Origin of the sequence: Serratia sp. 2C06, from assembly GCF_050037615.1 — a bacterium.
In the GTDB taxonomy this organism is placed as follows: Bacteria; Pseudomonadota; Gammaproteobacteria; order Enterobacterales; family Enterobacteriaceae; genus Serratia; species Serratia ureilytica.
On the sequence record NZ_CP188299.1, the window covers coordinates 4,143,012 to 4,159,160 of the forward strand.

The following is a 16,149-nucleotide window of genomic DNA, read 5'->3' on the forward strand; positions in this document are numbered from 1 at the left end:
CGGAGACACCATGACGACAGAAACCGCCGCCACCATCTTACTGATCGACGACCACCCCATGCTGCGCAACGGCGTAAAACAGCTGATCGGCATGGACGCTCGCCTGCAGGTCATCGCCGAGGCCAGCAACGGTGAACAAGGGGTCGCGCTGGCGGAGCAGCACGATCCGGATCTGATCCTGCTCGACCTGAACATGCCCGGCATCAACGGGCTGGAAACGCTGGATCGCCTGCGCCAGACCGACCTGTCGGGGCGCATCGTGGTGTTCAGCGTATCCAACCATGAAGACGACGTCGTCAGCGCGCTCAAGCGGGGCGCCGATGGCTATCTGCTGAAAGACATGGAGCCGGAGGATCTGCTTAAGGCGCTGCATCAGGCGGCGGCCGGGCAGATGGTGCTCAGCGAAACGCTGACGCCGATCCTCGCCGCCAGCCTGCGGGAAAACCGCCCAAGCGCCGAGCGCGATATTCAGCAACTGACGCCGCGCGAACGGGATATCCTGAAGCTGATCGCCCAGGGGCTGCCGAACAAGCTGATCGCCCGCCGCCTCACCATCACGGAAAGCACCGTCAAGGTACACGTCAAACACCTGCTGAAAAAGATGAAGCTGAAATCCCGCGTCGAGGCTGCCGTGTGGGTGTTGCAGGGTAAAAACGGTTAATCGTCGCCGTACAGCGGCCCGGTTTGCGCCGGGATCGGCGGCGGCGTCAGGGTTTGGATCGGCGGCTGATCCGCTTCATCACCGGCGGTCGCCGTCAGCGGCGGCGCCACTTTCAGTTCTATCCAGTTAGACGTCACGCGCTGCTGTTTGTCGTCCTCCAGCGTGACCGACAGCCGATAGCTGTTGGCGGCGCCCGGGGCGTCATCCCACGGCGGCACGATCGCCGTCCAGCCCTGCGGGTCGTTGGCATTGTGCGGCGGTGTCAGGCTCAGCGCCTGCGTATCCCCTTGCCAGCTGACGCGAGAAATCCCGTGCAACGCTTTGATTTCCAGCACCAGCGGCACGGTTTCCCCCGCCTGCAGGCTCCACGGCGGCGTGGCCAGGAACACCTGCAGCGTCTTGCGCTGGCGGAACTCCAGCACCGGCACGTTTTTACGTTCGACAGGATCGTAGCGGCTGCCGCGCAGCGACTTGGCCTGCGCCACATACTCCGGCGAAATCTGCTTGACCAGCGGCACCCCGAGCCGGTAGCTCAGCGCCAATTCCACCTGATCCTGGCTCTGCCCGCCCGCACCAATCTTATGCAACGCCTTCATCGTCACCAGCGGCACCGGGGTATAGTTGAGCCCCAGCTGCATCGCGCGCGGATCGTTCTGTTTCTTGCCGCTGCCGAACAGATCGACATTCTCGCCCAGGTACTGTTCATAGCTGAGCGAACCGCCGATTTGGCGATAAAACGGCAAATAGCCCTGCGTCGTGATGTCGTAACCGCGCGCCGGACGGCTGAAAAATACCCCATCGCCGGGCTGTTGCGACAGCGCCGACAGCGGATAGTAATAGTTGGTGGAGAAACGCAGATAGTCCCCCCAGGCTTCCGCCCCCACGCTGCCGCGATTGCGCTGCCGGGCGAAATCGCTGTCGAGCGCCGTGTTGTAACCCAGCAGCCAGTCACCGGCGATCCAGCGTTGCCCCAGCGCGACATTGCCGAGCGCCCCGGCGCTTTGCTGCAGCCAGCCGATTTGGCTGTAGGTCAACAACCCGTCGACGTCGTACAACGGGCTGAAGAGCTGGCCGTTGCTGCCGGTAAAATCGCCCTCGCCGTTCATCTTCAGCGACAGCCGGGCGGTTCCCAACGGAGACAGCAGTTCTTGCGCCTGTTGCTGCAGCGCGCCGGTCGCCTGGCCCAGCAAATAGTCTTCAGCGCGGCTGCGCATCTGCTGACGTGAAACGTTGTTCAGATCTTTTTCGCCGAGCTGTTTGGCCATCTCGGCCCACTGCTTCTCGCGCGCGGCGTCGTCGGGCGCACCGCCCAGTTCGGGCAAGTTCGCCGCCGGATCTGCGCCGGCCTGTTCGGAAGAGATAACGCTGTCCGGCGCCGGTGGGGATTCGGCGCACGCGGGCGCCGCGCCGGCCAGCCACACCAGCGGCCCGGCCAGCCACGCCGTCTGGCGTCGGCGCCAGAATCGTTTTTTAGTCTTGATGAGTACTGCCTGAATGACGTCTTTCATGACACCGTTGGCTTCCCTCCTTCCTGGAGCACGCCAACCCACTGCTTTGCCGCCGCCATTCCCGCGACAGCGCTGAAAAACCTCACGCCCCCCAGCCCGGCGGGGGCGCCTATGTCCTCATAGCCTAACGGCTTGACGAGCAGAAACAATAGGATAAACCCCAATCGCTCCCCAGTGACGTCGTCACTTGTACCCTTTACCGATCCATTCCGGCCGCCAGGTGAATTCACCGCATTTTAGCGCCGATTTTGCCGATAAAAAGCACAGTACCCCGTGGCTGCGCGCCACCGCGCAGGGCAGTGTACACCCCTGCAATACGCAGCGTGGCGATGCGAACGCCTGCGCATTCCTCACAACCGACCGCGTTTTCCCCTGATGAAATACGCATTTTGCCGTTATTTTAGCCGTCTGTTTACGACTGGCGGAGTCCGGATGTTACTTTCTTTACTGTGGCACGCGCTGTTTTTCACCGCGCTGCTGTCGGCGGGCCTGATCGCCTTCGCGCTCATTACGTGGCTGGAACGCGTGGAGGGCGTCAACGGTCGCCCACAGAGGTTGCGCCTTCAGGGGCCGCTGCTGACGGCACTGGGGCTGGCATTGGCGACGCTGCCCCTGAGCCTGGCTGCAGCGCCTCGATGGGGGTTAGTGCCGGCCGCGGCGCTCCTGATCGCCCTGGCCTGGCTGGACTGGCGCCATCGGTGGCTGCCGGATCGACTGACTCAGCCGCTGCTGTGGGGTGGGCTGCTATGCAACCTTGACGCTCGCTGGGCGCCGCTGGAAGACGCCGTGCTGGGTGCCGTCGCTGGTTACGGCGCGTTATGCCTGCTCAATGCGCTCTACCGGCTGACGCGGCGGCGCAACGGCATCGGCCAGGGCGATTTCAAACTGCTGGCGGCGCTGGGTGCCTGGCTCGGCTGGACGATGTTGCCACTGCTGGTCTTTCTGGCGGCGGCGTTCGGATTGGGCATCGCGTTGGCGCGTGGCCTGCACAACCGCCGAGCCTGGCGAACGCCGCAACCTTTCGGTATCGGGTTAGCGGCGGCTGGCTGGCTATGCCTGCTGACCGGTCCCGGCTCACCTGGCCCGCAGTGGAATTTCATTTATTTCACAGCATCAACCCCACATGAAATCGAGGCAGAACGCGGTTCTGCGCATTTCGCACCGTTTTTACCCAGCCTCGCCGACGGCCATTTTTCCGCTGCCGGCAAGGGATGATAACCCGGTGAAATTTTGCCTATTTCACCAAAACTCACTGTGTCCCTTTAGGCCCCAGTGTTATGTTCCCCAGCTGGATCACGCCATGGAGCATCCCATGCAAAACCCGGTCAGGCCACTCGCCGCCCTTCCCGACAGCGAACAGGCGCATTCTTCCGTGCAATGGCTGCTGCTGGGCGCCGTCGCCATCACAGGCGTTTGGTTCGCCCCCTATTTATCGTTGGTGATTTGCAGCGGCTTGATCGCCGCCTTTATTCTGCTGCGCCAGCAACCCGATCGCGTGCTGAATCTCACCGCCTTCCTGCTGCTGACCGTGATATCCGCGGTGCCGCTGGCGACGAAGAACCTCGAGCCGGTGATGAACGACAAGGTGAACTACTACCTTGAGATGCAGCAGTACAGCGGCTACGGCCTGATGGACTGGTTGGCGCAGTTTTCCGGCACCGACTTTGTCTCGCACCTGTTGTTTAAACTGACTGCCACCTGGTTTGGCGTCGGTAATGGCGCATTCGCCGCCTTCTTCCTTATCAGCTTTTCGCTGCTGGCGCTGGGCGTTTACCGCCTGTCGCGCACTTACTTTGCCGTGATCCTGTTTTTGTTCTGCTGCCAGTACAATTTCCAGGGGCTGTACGGCAACCTGTTGCGGCAGGGGCTGGCGCTCTCTTTCCTGGTGCTGGCCGTGTCGGAACAGCACCGCGGCCGCATGCTGCTCTGGATCGTGATGGCGTCCTTCAGCCATTTTTCCGCTTTCCTGTTTCTGCCCTATCTGCTGCTGCCCGCGCGCTGGCGCACCGTGGGCACCCTGCCGGTGCTGGCGCTGTTCGCCGCCTGTTACCTCGGCGGCGCGGTGCTGATGCCTAAACTGATCGCTGTCGTCGGCAACGACTTTCTGGCCTCGCGCGCCGAAGCCTACGTCAGCGGCGACTTCGGTAATAACCCAGTGCGCAAAATCCAAATCACGCTGCTGTACGTCGGCGTGGTGGAGGCGCTGTATCAATTCGCCCGCTACAAGTTCCGCACGCCATCGCCTCAGTTTGTACAAGCCGCCTATGCCGTGCGCCTGATGTTCCTTTATAACTGCGCGGTGTTCTTCGCCACCATCAGCTTTGAAGAGGTGGCCAACCGCTATTCATTCAACATGATGATCTTCGTGCTGATCTTTATGGTGATGGTATGCGGCAATCTGAAAGACGCGGTAAGCCGGGTGCTGCTAACGTTGCTGTGCTTCTCGCTGGGCATCGCGTCCTATCTGTATATCAACCAGGTCGGCGTGCAGCAGTTTTGGTACGGCGATCTGCAGGCGCTGGTGACCGACAGCCTGCCGACAATCCTCAATAAGCTGAATCTCGCCGGCACGCCGTGGTGAGCTCGCCGCGTTAACACCGGCCAGGCCCCCTCTCCTCTCGGCGGCGAGGGGGCATTTTTCGTTCACGGCTGCGTCTTATTCACCCGATCCAGATACAGCATGCTGTTGGCGATATCCACCCGGGCATCTTCAACATTGTCCCGTAATGCCACCAGCGTTTGCCCCTGCAGCGCCAGCACATAAGGCGAACTGGCCTGCAGTTCCCGTTGCAGCGCGGCGTAACGTGCGCTGCGCGCTGCGCTGTCGCCTTCCGCAGCCGCCGCACGCGTTTCCGCGCTGATGGCGGGAATGCTCCACTGGGTGCGCCAGGCCAGGGTCTTCGGCCCGCCCGGCACATTGTAGGCAAAGGCGCTGGCGTTGGTGTTCGGATCCAGATAGTCGGCGCCCCAATAGGTGAAGATCGCCTGGAAATCGCGGCCGCGCATCTTGCCCCACAGATCGCTCTCCACCACCGGATGAATGTCCAGCCGCAGCCCAGCCTGCGCAAAGCTGGCCTGCAGCGCCTGCGCGATGTCGGTATACGGCGGCTGGTTGATGACGATCAGGCTGATGCTTGTGCCCTCGTTGATGCCGGCATCGCGCAGGATCCGTTTGGCCTTGTCCACATCGAGCTTAAACGGCCGCTCGTCGAGCGCACCGTCCAAGCCCTGCGGCAAGAAGGCCTGATGCACGCGATATTGCCCTTTCAGCAACCGTTCGGCGATGCTCTGATAATCCACCAGCCAGCGCGCCGCCTGCCACAGCGCCGGATTGCCCAGCGCCGGGTTGTCTTTGCTGCCGGTATTGAAACCGAGGTAATACACCTTGGGCGCATCGGCTTGCTCAATGCGCACGCCCGGCGCTTTGCGCAGCGAGTCGAACTGGTCAGCGCCCAGATCGTAGGCCACGTCGGCATCCCCCTTCAGCAACAGTAAACGGCGGGTGCCGGCATCGCTGACGTTCTTGAATAACACCGTTTTCAACCGGGCCGGCGACGGCGCGTAGTCGTTGCGGCCAAACAGCAGCGCCTCATGCGGCACATAGTTGTTCACCCGATACGGGCCGCCGCCGGCCGAATGGTTGCGCAGCCAGGCGTTCCCGAAGTCCCCCTGCTGCGCGTGTTCGCTCAACAGCTTCTCATCCACGATCGAAGCCACGTTCGCCGTCAGCAGCCGCAGCGCCAGCTCGCTGCCGATGTTGGCCGACCAACTGAGCTGCACCTGGTTATCCCCGATCTTCTTTAGCTGCTGCTCGACGTTATCCGGCGTCCAGCCAAACTCAGCGAGAATAAAGGACGGCGCCTTGTTCAGCTTCACCGCACGCACCAGTGAGTAAATCACGTCCTCGGGACGCAGCGGATTGCCGGAAGCGAAATGTTGTTGCGGCTTCAGGGTAAAGATCAGGCTGCGCCCATCGGCGCCCGCTTGCCAACGGGCGGCGGCGTCCGGCGCCAGCTTTTGCGGCGCACCGCGATCCGGCGCCACCAAGCGCTGATAGAGATTGACCAGATTGGCCGAGCTGACGGTTTCAAAGCTCTCCGCCGGATCGAGGCTGATGATGCCCTCGAGCGAACTGACCACCACCAAGGTATCCGGCGGGGTGGCGGCCTGCGCGCCGAAAGCGGTCGCCAGCGCGCCATACAATAAGGTTGGGATTAACCGTTTCATCGATACACTCTCCACAATCACGCGGTTGCGTTGTTTTTCGAGTGTAGGGGGTAAGAATTAACAGAAGAACGACGATAAATTGCTTTATTTATTACCAAGATGGATATGCCCGCCGCATTGACGGGCATTGGCTCAGGCAAGGAGACGGCCGTGCGCCATCGCCACCGCGCGATCGCACATATGGTCGATCACATCCGCATCGTGACTGACCAGCACCAGAGTCAGATCGCCCGCCTGTTTCAGCTCGTTGAGCAGGTTGAGGATCTCCGCCTGCACCGACATGTCCAATGCCGAGGTCGGCTCATCCAGCAGCAGCAGCTTCGGCCGCAACAGCAAGGCGCGCACGATCGCCACGCGCTGCCGTTGGCCGCCCGACAGCTGATGCGGATAGCGATCCAGCAGGCGCGGATCCAATCCTACCTGGCGAAAGCCCGCGCTGATTTTGCGTTCGATGTCGCTTTCTTGCAGCAGGTTGAGCGGTTCCGACAACGTGCGCAACAGCCGGTGCTTGGGGTGTAGCGAAGCATAAGGATCCTGAAACACCATCTGCACTTCACGCCGCAGTTCGCCGGTGAACGCCTGCCCCGGCTGCAGCCGCCGCCCGAGCAGTTCAAAACCGCCGCGCCAGCTGTCGTTCAACCCGGCCAATACCCACAGCAGCGAGGACTTGCCGCAGCCGGAAGGCCCCACCAGGCCGAAGCACTCGCCCGGTTCGATACGCAGGTTAACGTCGTGCACCACGGTGCGCTGTTCATAACCCTGGCGATGGCTGACGCTGAGGTTCTCCAGTGCAATCACGCTCATTTCAATGCCTCCAGCAGCGCGCGATCCAGCACCGGCAGCGGCTTGCCGCGCGTCTCGCGGCTCGGCCGACACGCCCACAGCGTGCGAGTATAAGGGTGCGTGGCCTGCGCCAGCTCTGCTGCCGGCAGCTGATCCAACAGCTCGCCTTTGTACATCACCAGTACCCGCTCGCAGTGGTGCGCCACCTGCTGCAGATCGTGGCTGATCAGGATCAGCCCCATATTACGTTGCGCCACCAGATTTTCTATCAGCTGCAGCACCTGATCGCGCATCTGGTGATCCAGCGCCGATGTGGGTTCGTCGGCAATCAGCAGCTGCGGATCGTTGATCAGGGCGATGGCCAGCATCACCCGCTGCCCCATCCCGCCGGAGAGCTGATGCGGATAGCGGCGACACAGCGCCACCGGATCGGGCAAGCCCACCGCCGCCAGCATCTCCAGCACTTTTTCACGCCGCTCGGCGCGGCTCAGCTTGGCATGCAACACCAGCGGCTCCTCCACCTGACGGCCAATCGGCTGATTGGGATTCAACGCATGCTTGGGATCTTGCATCACCATCGCCACCCGGTCGCCGCGCAGTCGGCTCCACTGGCGCTCGCTCAGGCGCGTCAAGTCTTCGTCGCCCAGCGTCAGGCGCTGCGCCCGCAGCTGCAACGGCGGCGGCAATAGCCCCATCAGCGCACGCGCGGTCAACGATTTGCCGGAGCCGGACTCACCGACCAGCGCCAGCCGCTCCCGCCCCATGCTGAACGAAATATTCTTCACCAGCGCCGCCGGCTGCGGCCCCGGCACGCCGATCGCCAAACGTTCAACGGTCAATAAGGTGTTATCAGTGCCCATGACGAGGATCCATTTTATCGCGCAGGCCATCGCCCAGCAGGTTAAAGGCCAGGCTGGCGAACAGGATCGCCCCGCCCGGTGCGGCGGCGACCCACCATTGATCGAAAATCACTTTACTGCCTTCGGCCACCATCGAGCCCCATTCGGCGGTCGGCGGCGCGACGCCCATGCCGAGGAACCCCAGACCGGCGGCGGACAGGATGATGCCGCCCAGGCTCAGCGCCGCGCGCACCACCGCGCTGGGCAGGCATAAAGGTAAAATGTGGCCGACCATCAGCCGCAGCCCGTTGATGCCCTGCATGCGCGCCGCCGCCAGATAATCGCTGCGGCGCAGCGCCAGCGTTTCGGCCCGCGCCTGGCGGGCAAAGGCCGGCCAGCTGGTCAGTGCCAGCGCCAGCGCGCCGTTCATCAGCCCCGGCCCCATCACCGCCACGAACGCCAGTGCGATCACCAGGCTCGGCAACGACAGGAAAATATCGGTCAGACGCATCAAGATGCGTTCTGCCCAGCCGCCGAGATAACCGGCGCAGATGCCCACCAGCAGACCGATAGGAATGGTCAGCACCAGAATCAGCGACACCAGAATCAGCGTCGGCCGCGCGCCGTAAATCACGCGGGAGAGCAAGTCGCGGCCGAAACCGTCGGTGCCCAACCAATGCGTGGCGGAAGGCGGCAGCAGCCGCAGCTCGATATGCTGCAAATTGGGATCGAAAGGCGCCAGCCACGGGGCCAGCAGTGCGGTGACGATCAGGATCGCCACCAGCGCTGCGCCGAGCGTCAGCGTGGTCAGCCGCTGACCGGTGCGATAGCCGACGGCCGGCTCGCTTTGCGGTTCGTGTTCAGAGAGATATTGGCTCATCGGGTTCGCGGATCCACTAGATAGGTCAAGGCATCGGCCAGGGTATTCAACAGCACGAAACAGGTGCCGATCAGCAGCGTGGCGCCGAGGATCGCCGGGGTGTCGGCGGCAAACAGCGCCGAGGTCAGATAGCGCCCGACGCCGGGCCAGGCGAACACCGTTTCGGTCAATACCGCGCCCTCCAGCAGGCTGGCATAGGAGAGAGACAGTACGGTGATCAACGTCCCCAGCACGTTGGGAAACACGTGGCGCAGCAGAATGCGCAGGCGGCCGGCGCCTTTGGAGCGCGCCAGCGTCACGTATTCCTTGTTGCACTCTTCCAGCATCGCCGCGCGCAGCAGCCGGGTGATGCCCGCCATCGACAGCAGCGCCAGCGCCACGACCGGCAGCCACAGGTGGCTGATGGCGTTGTAGAACATCTCGCGATCGCCGGACAGCCAGCTGTCAATCAACACGAAACCCGTACGCGGCTCCATGCTGTATAAGTAAATGTCATCCAGGCGCCCCGGCCCCGCCGACCAGTGCAGCGTGGCGTAGAACAGCAGCAGCCCCAGCAGGCTCAACCAGAAAATCGGCACCGAATAACCCACCAGCGACAGCAACCGCGCCGCATTATCCAGCCAGCTTCCCGGTTTGAGCACCGCCAGAAACGCCAGCGTAATGCCGCCTAACGCGCCGAGAATAATGGCGCAGGTGGCCAGTTCCACCGTTGCCGGGAAGGTACGCAACAGATCGGTCAGCACCGGCTGGGCGGTAATGCGCGAAATGCCCAGATCGCCGTGCGCCAGGTGCACCAGATAGCGCCAAAATTGCACCGGCAGCGGCTGATCCAGCCCCAGGTCATGACGCACCTGCGCATAGGTGGCTTCGCTGGCGTGATCGCCCGCCACCTGCAGCGCCGGATCGATCGGCGCCAGGTGCGACAGCATAAAGGTGAACAGCAGCAGGCCGAGCAGCGTTAACGCCAGCGACAACACGCCGCCGAACAGCCGCCCGCCCCAGCGCCAATACCGCCGGGCTAGCCCGGCGGAGGCGGAGAGTTCAGCGGCCATTACTTGCTGACCTTGCTGTAGAACACCATGTCAGGGTTGATGCCCTGCACATAGCCCTTGAGGTTGTCACGCACCGCGATCAGGCTACGCGCCTGCAGACCGATGACAAACGGCGAGCTTTGCTGCACCTGTTTTTGCAGTTGCTGGTAGTCGGCCACCCGTTTGGCGGTGTCGTTTTCCGCGGTGGCGGCCAGCGTCAACTTGCTCAGCGCCGGGATCTGCCAGTTGGCTCGCCAGGCCAGCGTCTTGCTGCCGTCCTCCGGGTTGTAGGCAAAGGCGGCCGCGTTGGTGTTGGGGTCGAAGTAATCCGGCCCCCAGGAGGTCAGCGTCGCATCGTAGTTAAGCGCTTTCACCTTGGTGGAGACCTGTGAGCTGATGCCCGGCACCAGTTCGACCTTCACGCCGCCCTGAGCAAAACTGGCCTGCAGCGCCTGAGCGATATCCAGGTACGGCGGCTGGTTGTTGACGTCCAGACGGAAACTGACGTTGCTCAGCCCCGCTTTGGCCAGTATTTCTTTGGCTTTCTGCGGATTGAAGCTGTACGGCCTATCCTTGAGCGCGCCCAGATAACCGTCCGGCAAGAATGCCTGATGGCTCTGGAACTGCCCTTTCAGCAGATCGTCGGCGATGCCTTGGTAATCGAACAGCCAGCGCGCCGCCTCCCAAAACGCCGGGTTGCCGAGCGCCGGCGACGCCTTGGCGTTGAACTGCAGGAAATAAAGCGAGGCGTAAGGAATGGCCAACGGTTTGACGCCCGGCTTGCCCTTCAGGGCCGCCATCTGGTCCGCCCCCAGGTTGCGCGCGATGTCGGCATCGCCCTGCTCAATCAGCAAACGGCGCGCGGCCGGATCGGGCACGTTTTTGATCAGGATGGTTTTCAACGTCGGCGCCCCTTCCGGCGAGCCGGGGTTCGCGTCCAACACCACCACTTCGTGCGGCACATAGGTGCGGATTTTGTAAGGGCCGCTGCCGGCGGAGTGGCTGTTCAACCATTGGTGCCCCAGATCGTCGCCCTGCTGATGCGCCAGCGCCTCTTTGGCGTCGACGATCGAGGATACCGGCGCCGACAGCAGGCTGAGCACGAAGGCCGGGCTGACGTTTTCATCCCAGCTGATTTTTACCGTATGGTCATCCACCTTGGTCAGGTGTTGATCCACGTTCTTCGCGTTCCAGCCCAGCTGCGTCAGGATAAACGACGGTTCGAGATTGAGTTTCACCACCCGTGAAAGCGAAAAGATCACGTCCTCCGGCCGCAGCGGGTTGCCGCTGGCGAATTTGGCGTCCGGGCGCAGGCTGAAGGTCAGGCTGCGGTTATCGGCGCCGGCCTGCCAACGGCTGGCCAGGGTCGGTTTGAGATCGACGGGATTGTGCGGATCGGACTGGATCAGACGTTGATACAGGCTGTTGAACGACTGCACCGTGGTTAACTCAAATCCCTGAGCCGGGTCAAAGCTGACCACGTCATCGATAGACTGCGCGATCACCAACGTGTTGGCCGGCGTCGCCGCCTGTACGTCAACGCTGGCCGCCACGGCCAAAAACAGCAAAGAAGGAACGAGCGCTTTCATCTGAAACTCTCCAAGCGGATGGAATTTATAATAATTTCGCGAGTGTATGCGAGCGCGATCGGCAGCTGAAGGTACTTAAATCACTATAGATATTCTTTTTATGTATATAGATGGGGTTTTGATTATTAGAGCGAGGATTGCGCGGCCGATCGCACTCTCGCGGCACCTCGCAGCAATTGCCCATTGTCTTTGCGGCGCGATTCGCAGCGATGAAAGTCGAGGTTTGAGTCTGTTTCATCGGGTGATTAACGTGAGCTCGGTCACCCAAAGGACGGGCAAATGGAAAACCATCCATCAGAAAATGGCTTCTCACTCCGGCATGAGAGAGCGATAGAGCAAACATTGGCAGATATGAACAGCGTGCTGCTTGAGTCGGATCTCTTTATGACTCGTCTGACGGTACAAGACCGGCGCTGGCAAAAAGGCAGAAAAAACGGCCATACGTTAAATTGGCGCTCTCTCTTTAAATATCATGCCCAAATGCCCATAAGTTTCGCTTTTGTCTACCGGCGAATAACCAGCCCGCTGAGCCGTGCAGGCTTTTGTCTGTGCCGTTATCTCCAGGCCGAGAACGTTATCGAACTTGTCGCGCTGGAGAATTTCTCCTTGCGCGAAACGCAACATCCACTGAAAGGCAATATGCTGCGCAACTGCTTGCAGGCTCTGTATCTGTATGGCCTGAACCTGCAAGAGCAGGGGCTGACGCCGGCGTCTCCGCCGGACATGCTGATCAGCCACGCCATTAATCACCGCGTGTTGGCGCTGTATACCCGTCAGGCCGCCTTTGAAGTGATACCCGGTACCATGACATGTAAAACCAGCTTCAACGCACTGAAAAAGTACATACAATCGCTGGAAAAATACGGTGCCAAATGTGATAAGGTGCGTACAAATAACGCGCAAAAAGGAAGCAAAAATGAAAAATAAGGATCTGACCGACCCGACGCTCTCCATTCAAGAGCAAAAACGCATCGCCATAGAGATTCTACGTCAGTACCATCGCTGGGAGATGGCCAACCCTCGCCCCCCCGAAGAACTCCCGGAATGGGAAGCCATCGGCCCGTTCAGAAAAAGTAAACGTCATCTGATCGAACGTACCGACGACTGATCCCGCATTAGCCCGCAAGCAATCCGGTCCGGCAGGGCAATGACGCGCTGTTAAATCTGGTAATCAATCACCGCGTCCAGCTGCGACGAGAAGACCTTGTCCTTTATTTCGGTCAGCGACAGCGTCGGGTTGCACAGTTGGATAAAGCGCCAGGCATAGTTGCGCTGCAGCTGGCTGCGTTTCAGGCCCAGCCATACCGTATTAGGCTCAAACAAATGCTCGGCGTTGAGACTGACCAAGCCGCGATCGCGCTCTTTTTCATACGACATGTCCGCCAGCACGCCCACGCCTAACCCCAGCTCGACGTAGGTTTTAATCACGTCGGAGTCCTGCGCGCTGAGCGCGATGTCCGGGGTCAGGCCCGCCGCTTTGAACGCCGCATCCAGCTTCGCGCGCCCGGTAATGCCCTGGCGGTAAGTGATCAGCGGCAAGGTGCTGAGCATCTCCAGCGTCACCTGCGGCTGACGCGTCAACTCATGCCCTTCCGGCACCAGGATGGTGTGATGCCAGCGGTAGTAAGGGAACGCCGCCAGCGATTCGTCACTCATCAGCCGTTCGCTGGCGATGCCGATATCGGCTTCTCCGGCGGCCAACATCGAGACGATCTCCTCAGGGCTGCCCTGATTGAGCACCACCCGCACCCGCGGATAAAGCGCGCGAAACTCTTTGATCACCCCCGGCAGACTGTAACGCGCCTGAGTGTGCGTCGTTGCGATATGCAGCTGCCCCGAGTCGTTGCTGCTGAAAACGTCCGCCAGGCGACGGATGTTGTTGGCGTCGTTGAGAATGCGCTCCGCCACCACCAACAGCTCTTTGCCGGGTTCGGTCATGCCCAGCAGCCGTTTGCCGCGGCGAATGAATATTTCAATGCCCAGCTCTTCTTCCAGCTCGCGAATATGCCGACTGACGCCGGACTGCGAGGTAAATAACGTATTGGCGACCTCAGTCAGGTTGTAGTTGCAGCGCGCCGATTCACGAATAATTTTTAATTGTTGAAAGTTCATCCCCGTCTCCCTGTTTCTTCCAGTAGCGTTAGCCATATTGATACGGAGTCCGACGAGTCTGAACAAATAAGAAATAACCTTTACTTATGCAATTTAATACTAAGTCGATCATTCTGCTTCGCAGGTGGGGTGGGAAACTGACAAAAAACAGCTAATGACTTTAAAAATAACGGGATAGATAACCACAATAAAAACATGCCTTCAATCGCTGCGCAAATTAAAGTTATTAAATATAGGCATTAGATATAAAAAAAGGGCTCAGCATGCTGAGCCCCTCACCGTTCGTATTCCCGCAGCAGCCTCAGGCGGTGGCCTCGCTGCCGATGCCGCCGGTGCGGTTCTGCTGCAGCCACTGCTGTACACAGCGCACCAGATCGCCGATGCAATCATCCTGCATGCCGTGGTGCTTCAACTCGTTATCCAGCGCAAACAGATATTGCGCGTTGGTGCCCAGCGGGCCGCTGGCGCTGGCGATCAATGGCGCAATCACCTGGTAGCTGGTGTCTTCTTCAAACAGCGGATGCTGCGGGTTCATCACGAACACCAACGCAGTAACCTTCTCGCCGCCATCCAACTGCAGCTCGCACCAGGTGGGCACGTAGCAATCGGTCACCATTTCGCGCTTCCAAAGCAGCTCCAACTCTTCACGCAACTTGCTTTCCGGCAAACGAAACGCCAGGCCCGTGGTGTGGCCGCCGGCTTTTAACGCCAGCATGCGCCCCGGCTGATGCAGCGTGCCGCGCCCGGCGGTCAAGCGCATGCAGAACGCCCGGTGCCAGCCCTGCAGCGTGGCCGGCCGCACTTCTTCCGATTCGAAAACTGGATTCCACATCAGCGAACCGTAACCGAATATCCATACGGGGCTGTGATCCGGCCGGCGCGATAAGGTGCAATCCAACGAGGCTGCACGCTGTTCAGGCGTCAGCAACAACGACTCCTCAATAGCGCCGAATGCAGTTTTGCAATCCGCTTTTTGCAGAAAATCTCGCGTTAACACTGATATTACCTCCCGGGAATACGATTTCTCGCCTTCCCTCGCCACTGCTGAACCTTTGATGTTTTATTTTCGGCTGCGGATTTTTATTAATTCAATCACCGCGCCTTATAAGAATGACCTTATTCTTTTCCTGACGTGCAATCAAGTTACAAAGCGGCGTTAAAGTGAAAAAGTATTTGTACTGAGCAGCAATAATATTAATTGCCGGGCTCCACATAATGTCTGCGCGATTTTACTGCGTGATAATTCGTTACTTTTTATGCCAGCGTTCGTCGTCGCCCTTGCGATAGCTTTGCTTGACCGCCGCCCAGGCCACCTTATGCGCCGTCTCTTCCCGGCTGTCGTCACCGCGCCGCTCATCGGGATCCCGGTATTGTTGCCAGGCGCTGTTGAACGCTTCTTTATAGATCGCCTGCGCATGTTCCGGCAGCACATGCTTAACGTTGTCCGGCAAGTCGTTCGTGCTGTGGTAGGGCATATGGCCTCCCCTTTCAGGATGAGTGAACCTTAAGCCTAGCCCACATGCGGTTTCGTCTCAATTAGCAAACAATTCTCATTATCAAACGACATGTTATACTCACCGCCAAACGAACTATAAGGAGAATCCCGTGACTACCGAAGCCCCTCGCTCACGCGCCCCCTACCTGATCGCCGTCAGCCGCGTACAGGACATGACGCCGCACCTGCGCCGCATTACCTTTACCGCTCCCGATCTGCGTTACTACCCGGCCAATGCCGCCGCTGCACACATCAAAGTCTTTTTGCCGCTCGCCGGCCAGACGCAGCCGGACCTGCCGACGCTGACCGAAAACGGCCCGCGTTGGGCTGCGGACGCCGTGCGCCCGATCGTGCGCACCTATTCCATCCGCGCCGTGCGCCCGGAACTGGCGGAAGTGGACATCGAGTTCGCCATTCATGATCATCAGGGCCCGGCGGTGGACTTTGCACGCCAGGCGAAAGCCGGTGATAAAATCGGCATCAGCAACCCGGGCGGCCCCAAGCCGATGCTGCCGGCCGCCGACTTCTACTGCCTGGCGGGCGATCCTTCCTCACTGCCTGCGCTGGCCGCACTGCTGGAAAACCTGCCGCCACACAGTGCCGGACGCGCTTTCGTCCGCGTCGACAGCAACGCTGACGTCATTGACCTGAAGAAACCCGCCGACGTTGAGGTCAATTGGGTCGTCGGCGGCACGGAGAAGACCGACGAGTTGGTCGCTCGGTTCCGCGCGCAGTCCCTGCCGCAGGGCGAAAGCCACTTCTGGCTCGCCGGTGAAGATCGCCTGGTGGTAGAGCTGCGCCGCTACCTGCGTCGCGAACGTCAATGCGATCGTAATCGTCTTTATGCCGTGCCTTACTGGCGTGAGGGGCTAAATGAAGAGGGTTACCACAATAAACGGCATGAAATCATGGACAACATTGACGACTGACGGTCTCATTTTCCTTGATTAACCACGAGCTAAACAAGTAAACACGACTTTTCTCAAATCTAACGCTAAAAATTGGCGTTATTGCGTAAAAGTAA

Annotated in this window: 16 protein-coding genes; 6 read left to right on the forward strand and 10 right to left on the reverse strand. The window is 60.4% G+C overall.

The features are described from left to right. Positions 1-10: 10 nt before the first annotated feature. Entirely contained in the window at positions 11-661 is a 651-nt protein-coding gene (narL, locus tag ACP3TA_RS20355; RefSeq protein ID WP_033643446.1) for a two-component system response regulator NarL, read from the forward strand. Here narL and ACP3TA_RS20360 read toward each other — a convergent pair. Next, positions 658-2,169: a YchO/YchP family invasin gene (locus tag ACP3TA_RS20360; RefSeq protein WP_164106960.1), complete on the reverse strand. Its 1,512-nt coding sequence runs from the start codon at positions 2,167-2,169 to the stop codon at positions 658-660. The genes narL and ACP3TA_RS20360 overlap by 4 nt on opposite strands. Positions 2,170-2,601: 432 nt before the next feature. On the opposite strand from ACP3TA_RS20360, the gene ACP3TA_RS20365 reads away from it, so the two are divergent. Both ACP3TA_RS20365 and ACP3TA_RS20370 read left to right on the forward strand, forming a co-directional pair. Then, positions 2,602-3,384, forward strand: a complete 783-nt coding sequence (locus ACP3TA_RS20365) for a prepilin peptidase (protein ID WP_426784413.1) — start codon at positions 2,602-2,604, stop codon at positions 3,382-3,384. 97 nt (positions 3,385-3,481) lie between these two features. Next, positions 3,482-4,750 (forward strand): EpsG family protein, encoded by a 1,269-nt coding sequence (locus ACP3TA_RS20370; protein ID WP_426784414.1) that lies wholly within the window; start codon positions 3,482-3,484, stop codon positions 4,748-4,750. 62 nt (positions 4,751-4,812) lie between these two features. Here ACP3TA_RS20370 and ACP3TA_RS20375 read toward each other — a convergent pair whose 3' ends face one another. The 6 genes from ACP3TA_RS20375 to ACP3TA_RS20400 form a co-directional block, all read right to left on the reverse strand. Next, positions 4,813-6,396, reverse strand: a complete 1,584-nt coding sequence (locus tag ACP3TA_RS20375) for an ABC transporter substrate-binding protein (RefSeq protein WP_426784415.1) — start codon at positions 6,394-6,396, stop codon at positions 4,813-4,815. Between the two features lie 132 nt (positions 6,397-6,528). Beyond that, on the reverse strand, positions 6,529-7,200 hold the full coding sequence (locus ACP3TA_RS20380) for an ABC transporter ATP-binding protein (protein WP_033643450.1): 672 nt from the start codon (positions 7,198-7,200) through the stop codon (positions 6,529-6,531). Further along, complete coding sequence (locus tag ACP3TA_RS20385) at positions 7,197-8,039, reverse strand: ABC transporter ATP-binding protein (protein WP_033643451.1); 843 nt, start codon at positions 8,037-8,039, stop codon at positions 7,197-7,199. Before ACP3TA_RS20385 ends, ACP3TA_RS20380 begins: the two co-directional genes overlap by 4 nt. After that, on the reverse strand, positions 8,029-8,898 hold the full coding sequence (locus ACP3TA_RS20390; protein ID WP_046687287.1) for an ABC transporter permease: 870 nt from the start codon (positions 8,896-8,898) through the stop codon (positions 8,029-8,031). The genes ACP3TA_RS20385 and ACP3TA_RS20390 overlap by 11 nt, the downstream gene beginning before the upstream one ends. Further along, positions 8,895-9,950: an ABC transporter permease gene (locus ACP3TA_RS20395; RefSeq protein WP_089197168.1), complete on the reverse strand. Its 1,056-nt coding sequence runs from the start codon at positions 9,948-9,950 to the stop codon at positions 8,895-8,897. The genes ACP3TA_RS20390 and ACP3TA_RS20395 overlap by 4 nt, the downstream gene beginning before the upstream one ends. Beyond that, on the reverse strand, positions 9,950-11,518 hold the full coding sequence (locus ACP3TA_RS20400) for an ABC transporter substrate-binding protein (RefSeq protein WP_089197169.1): 1,569 nt from the start codon (positions 11,516-11,518) through the stop codon (positions 9,950-9,952). The genes ACP3TA_RS20395 and ACP3TA_RS20400 overlap by 1 nt, the downstream gene beginning before the upstream one ends. Before the next feature lie 279 nt (positions 11,519-11,797). On the opposite strand from ACP3TA_RS20400, the gene ACP3TA_RS20405 reads away from it, so the two are divergent. Continuing rightward, a complete protein-coding gene (locus ACP3TA_RS20405) occupies positions 11,798-12,445 on the forward strand; it encodes a hypothetical protein (RefSeq protein WP_033643455.1) in 648 nt (215 codons plus the stop codon). Continuing rightward, positions 12,435-12,626: a hypothetical protein gene (locus tag ACP3TA_RS20410; RefSeq protein WP_033643456.1), complete on the forward strand. Its 192-nt coding sequence runs from the start codon at positions 12,435-12,437 to the stop codon at positions 12,624-12,626. The genes ACP3TA_RS20405 and ACP3TA_RS20410 overlap by 11 nt, the downstream gene beginning before the upstream one ends. Positions 12,627-12,676: 50 nt before the next feature. Here the strand turns inward: ACP3TA_RS20410 and cbl are convergent, their stop codons facing one another. From cbl to chaB, 3 genes are all read right to left on the reverse strand, one after another. After that, positions 12,677-13,630, reverse strand: coding sequence for an HTH-type transcriptional regulator Cbl (gene cbl / locus ACP3TA_RS20415; RefSeq protein WP_033634950.1), 954 nt, complete (start codon positions 13,628-13,630; stop codon positions 12,677-12,679). A 301-nt stretch (positions 13,631-13,931) separates the two neighbouring features. Beyond that, positions 13,932-14,627: a gamma-glutamylcyclotransferase gene (locus ACP3TA_RS20420; RefSeq protein WP_033643457.1), complete on the reverse strand. Its 696-nt coding sequence runs from the start codon at positions 14,625-14,627 to the stop codon at positions 13,932-13,934. Positions 14,628-14,877: 250 nt separating this feature from the next. Continuing rightward, a complete protein-coding gene (chaB, locus tag ACP3TA_RS20425; protein ID WP_033643458.1) occupies positions 14,878-15,105 on the reverse strand; it encodes a putative cation transport regulator ChaB in 228 nt (75 codons plus the stop codon). A 130-nt stretch (positions 15,106-15,235) separates the two neighbouring features. Between chaB and ACP3TA_RS20430 the strand changes: the two genes are divergently transcribed. Beyond that, positions 15,236-16,054: a siderophore-interacting protein gene (locus ACP3TA_RS20430; RefSeq protein ID WP_033643460.1), complete on the forward strand. Its 819-nt coding sequence runs from the start codon at positions 15,236-15,238 to the stop codon at positions 16,052-16,054. Positions 16,055-16,149: the final 95 nt, after the last annotated feature.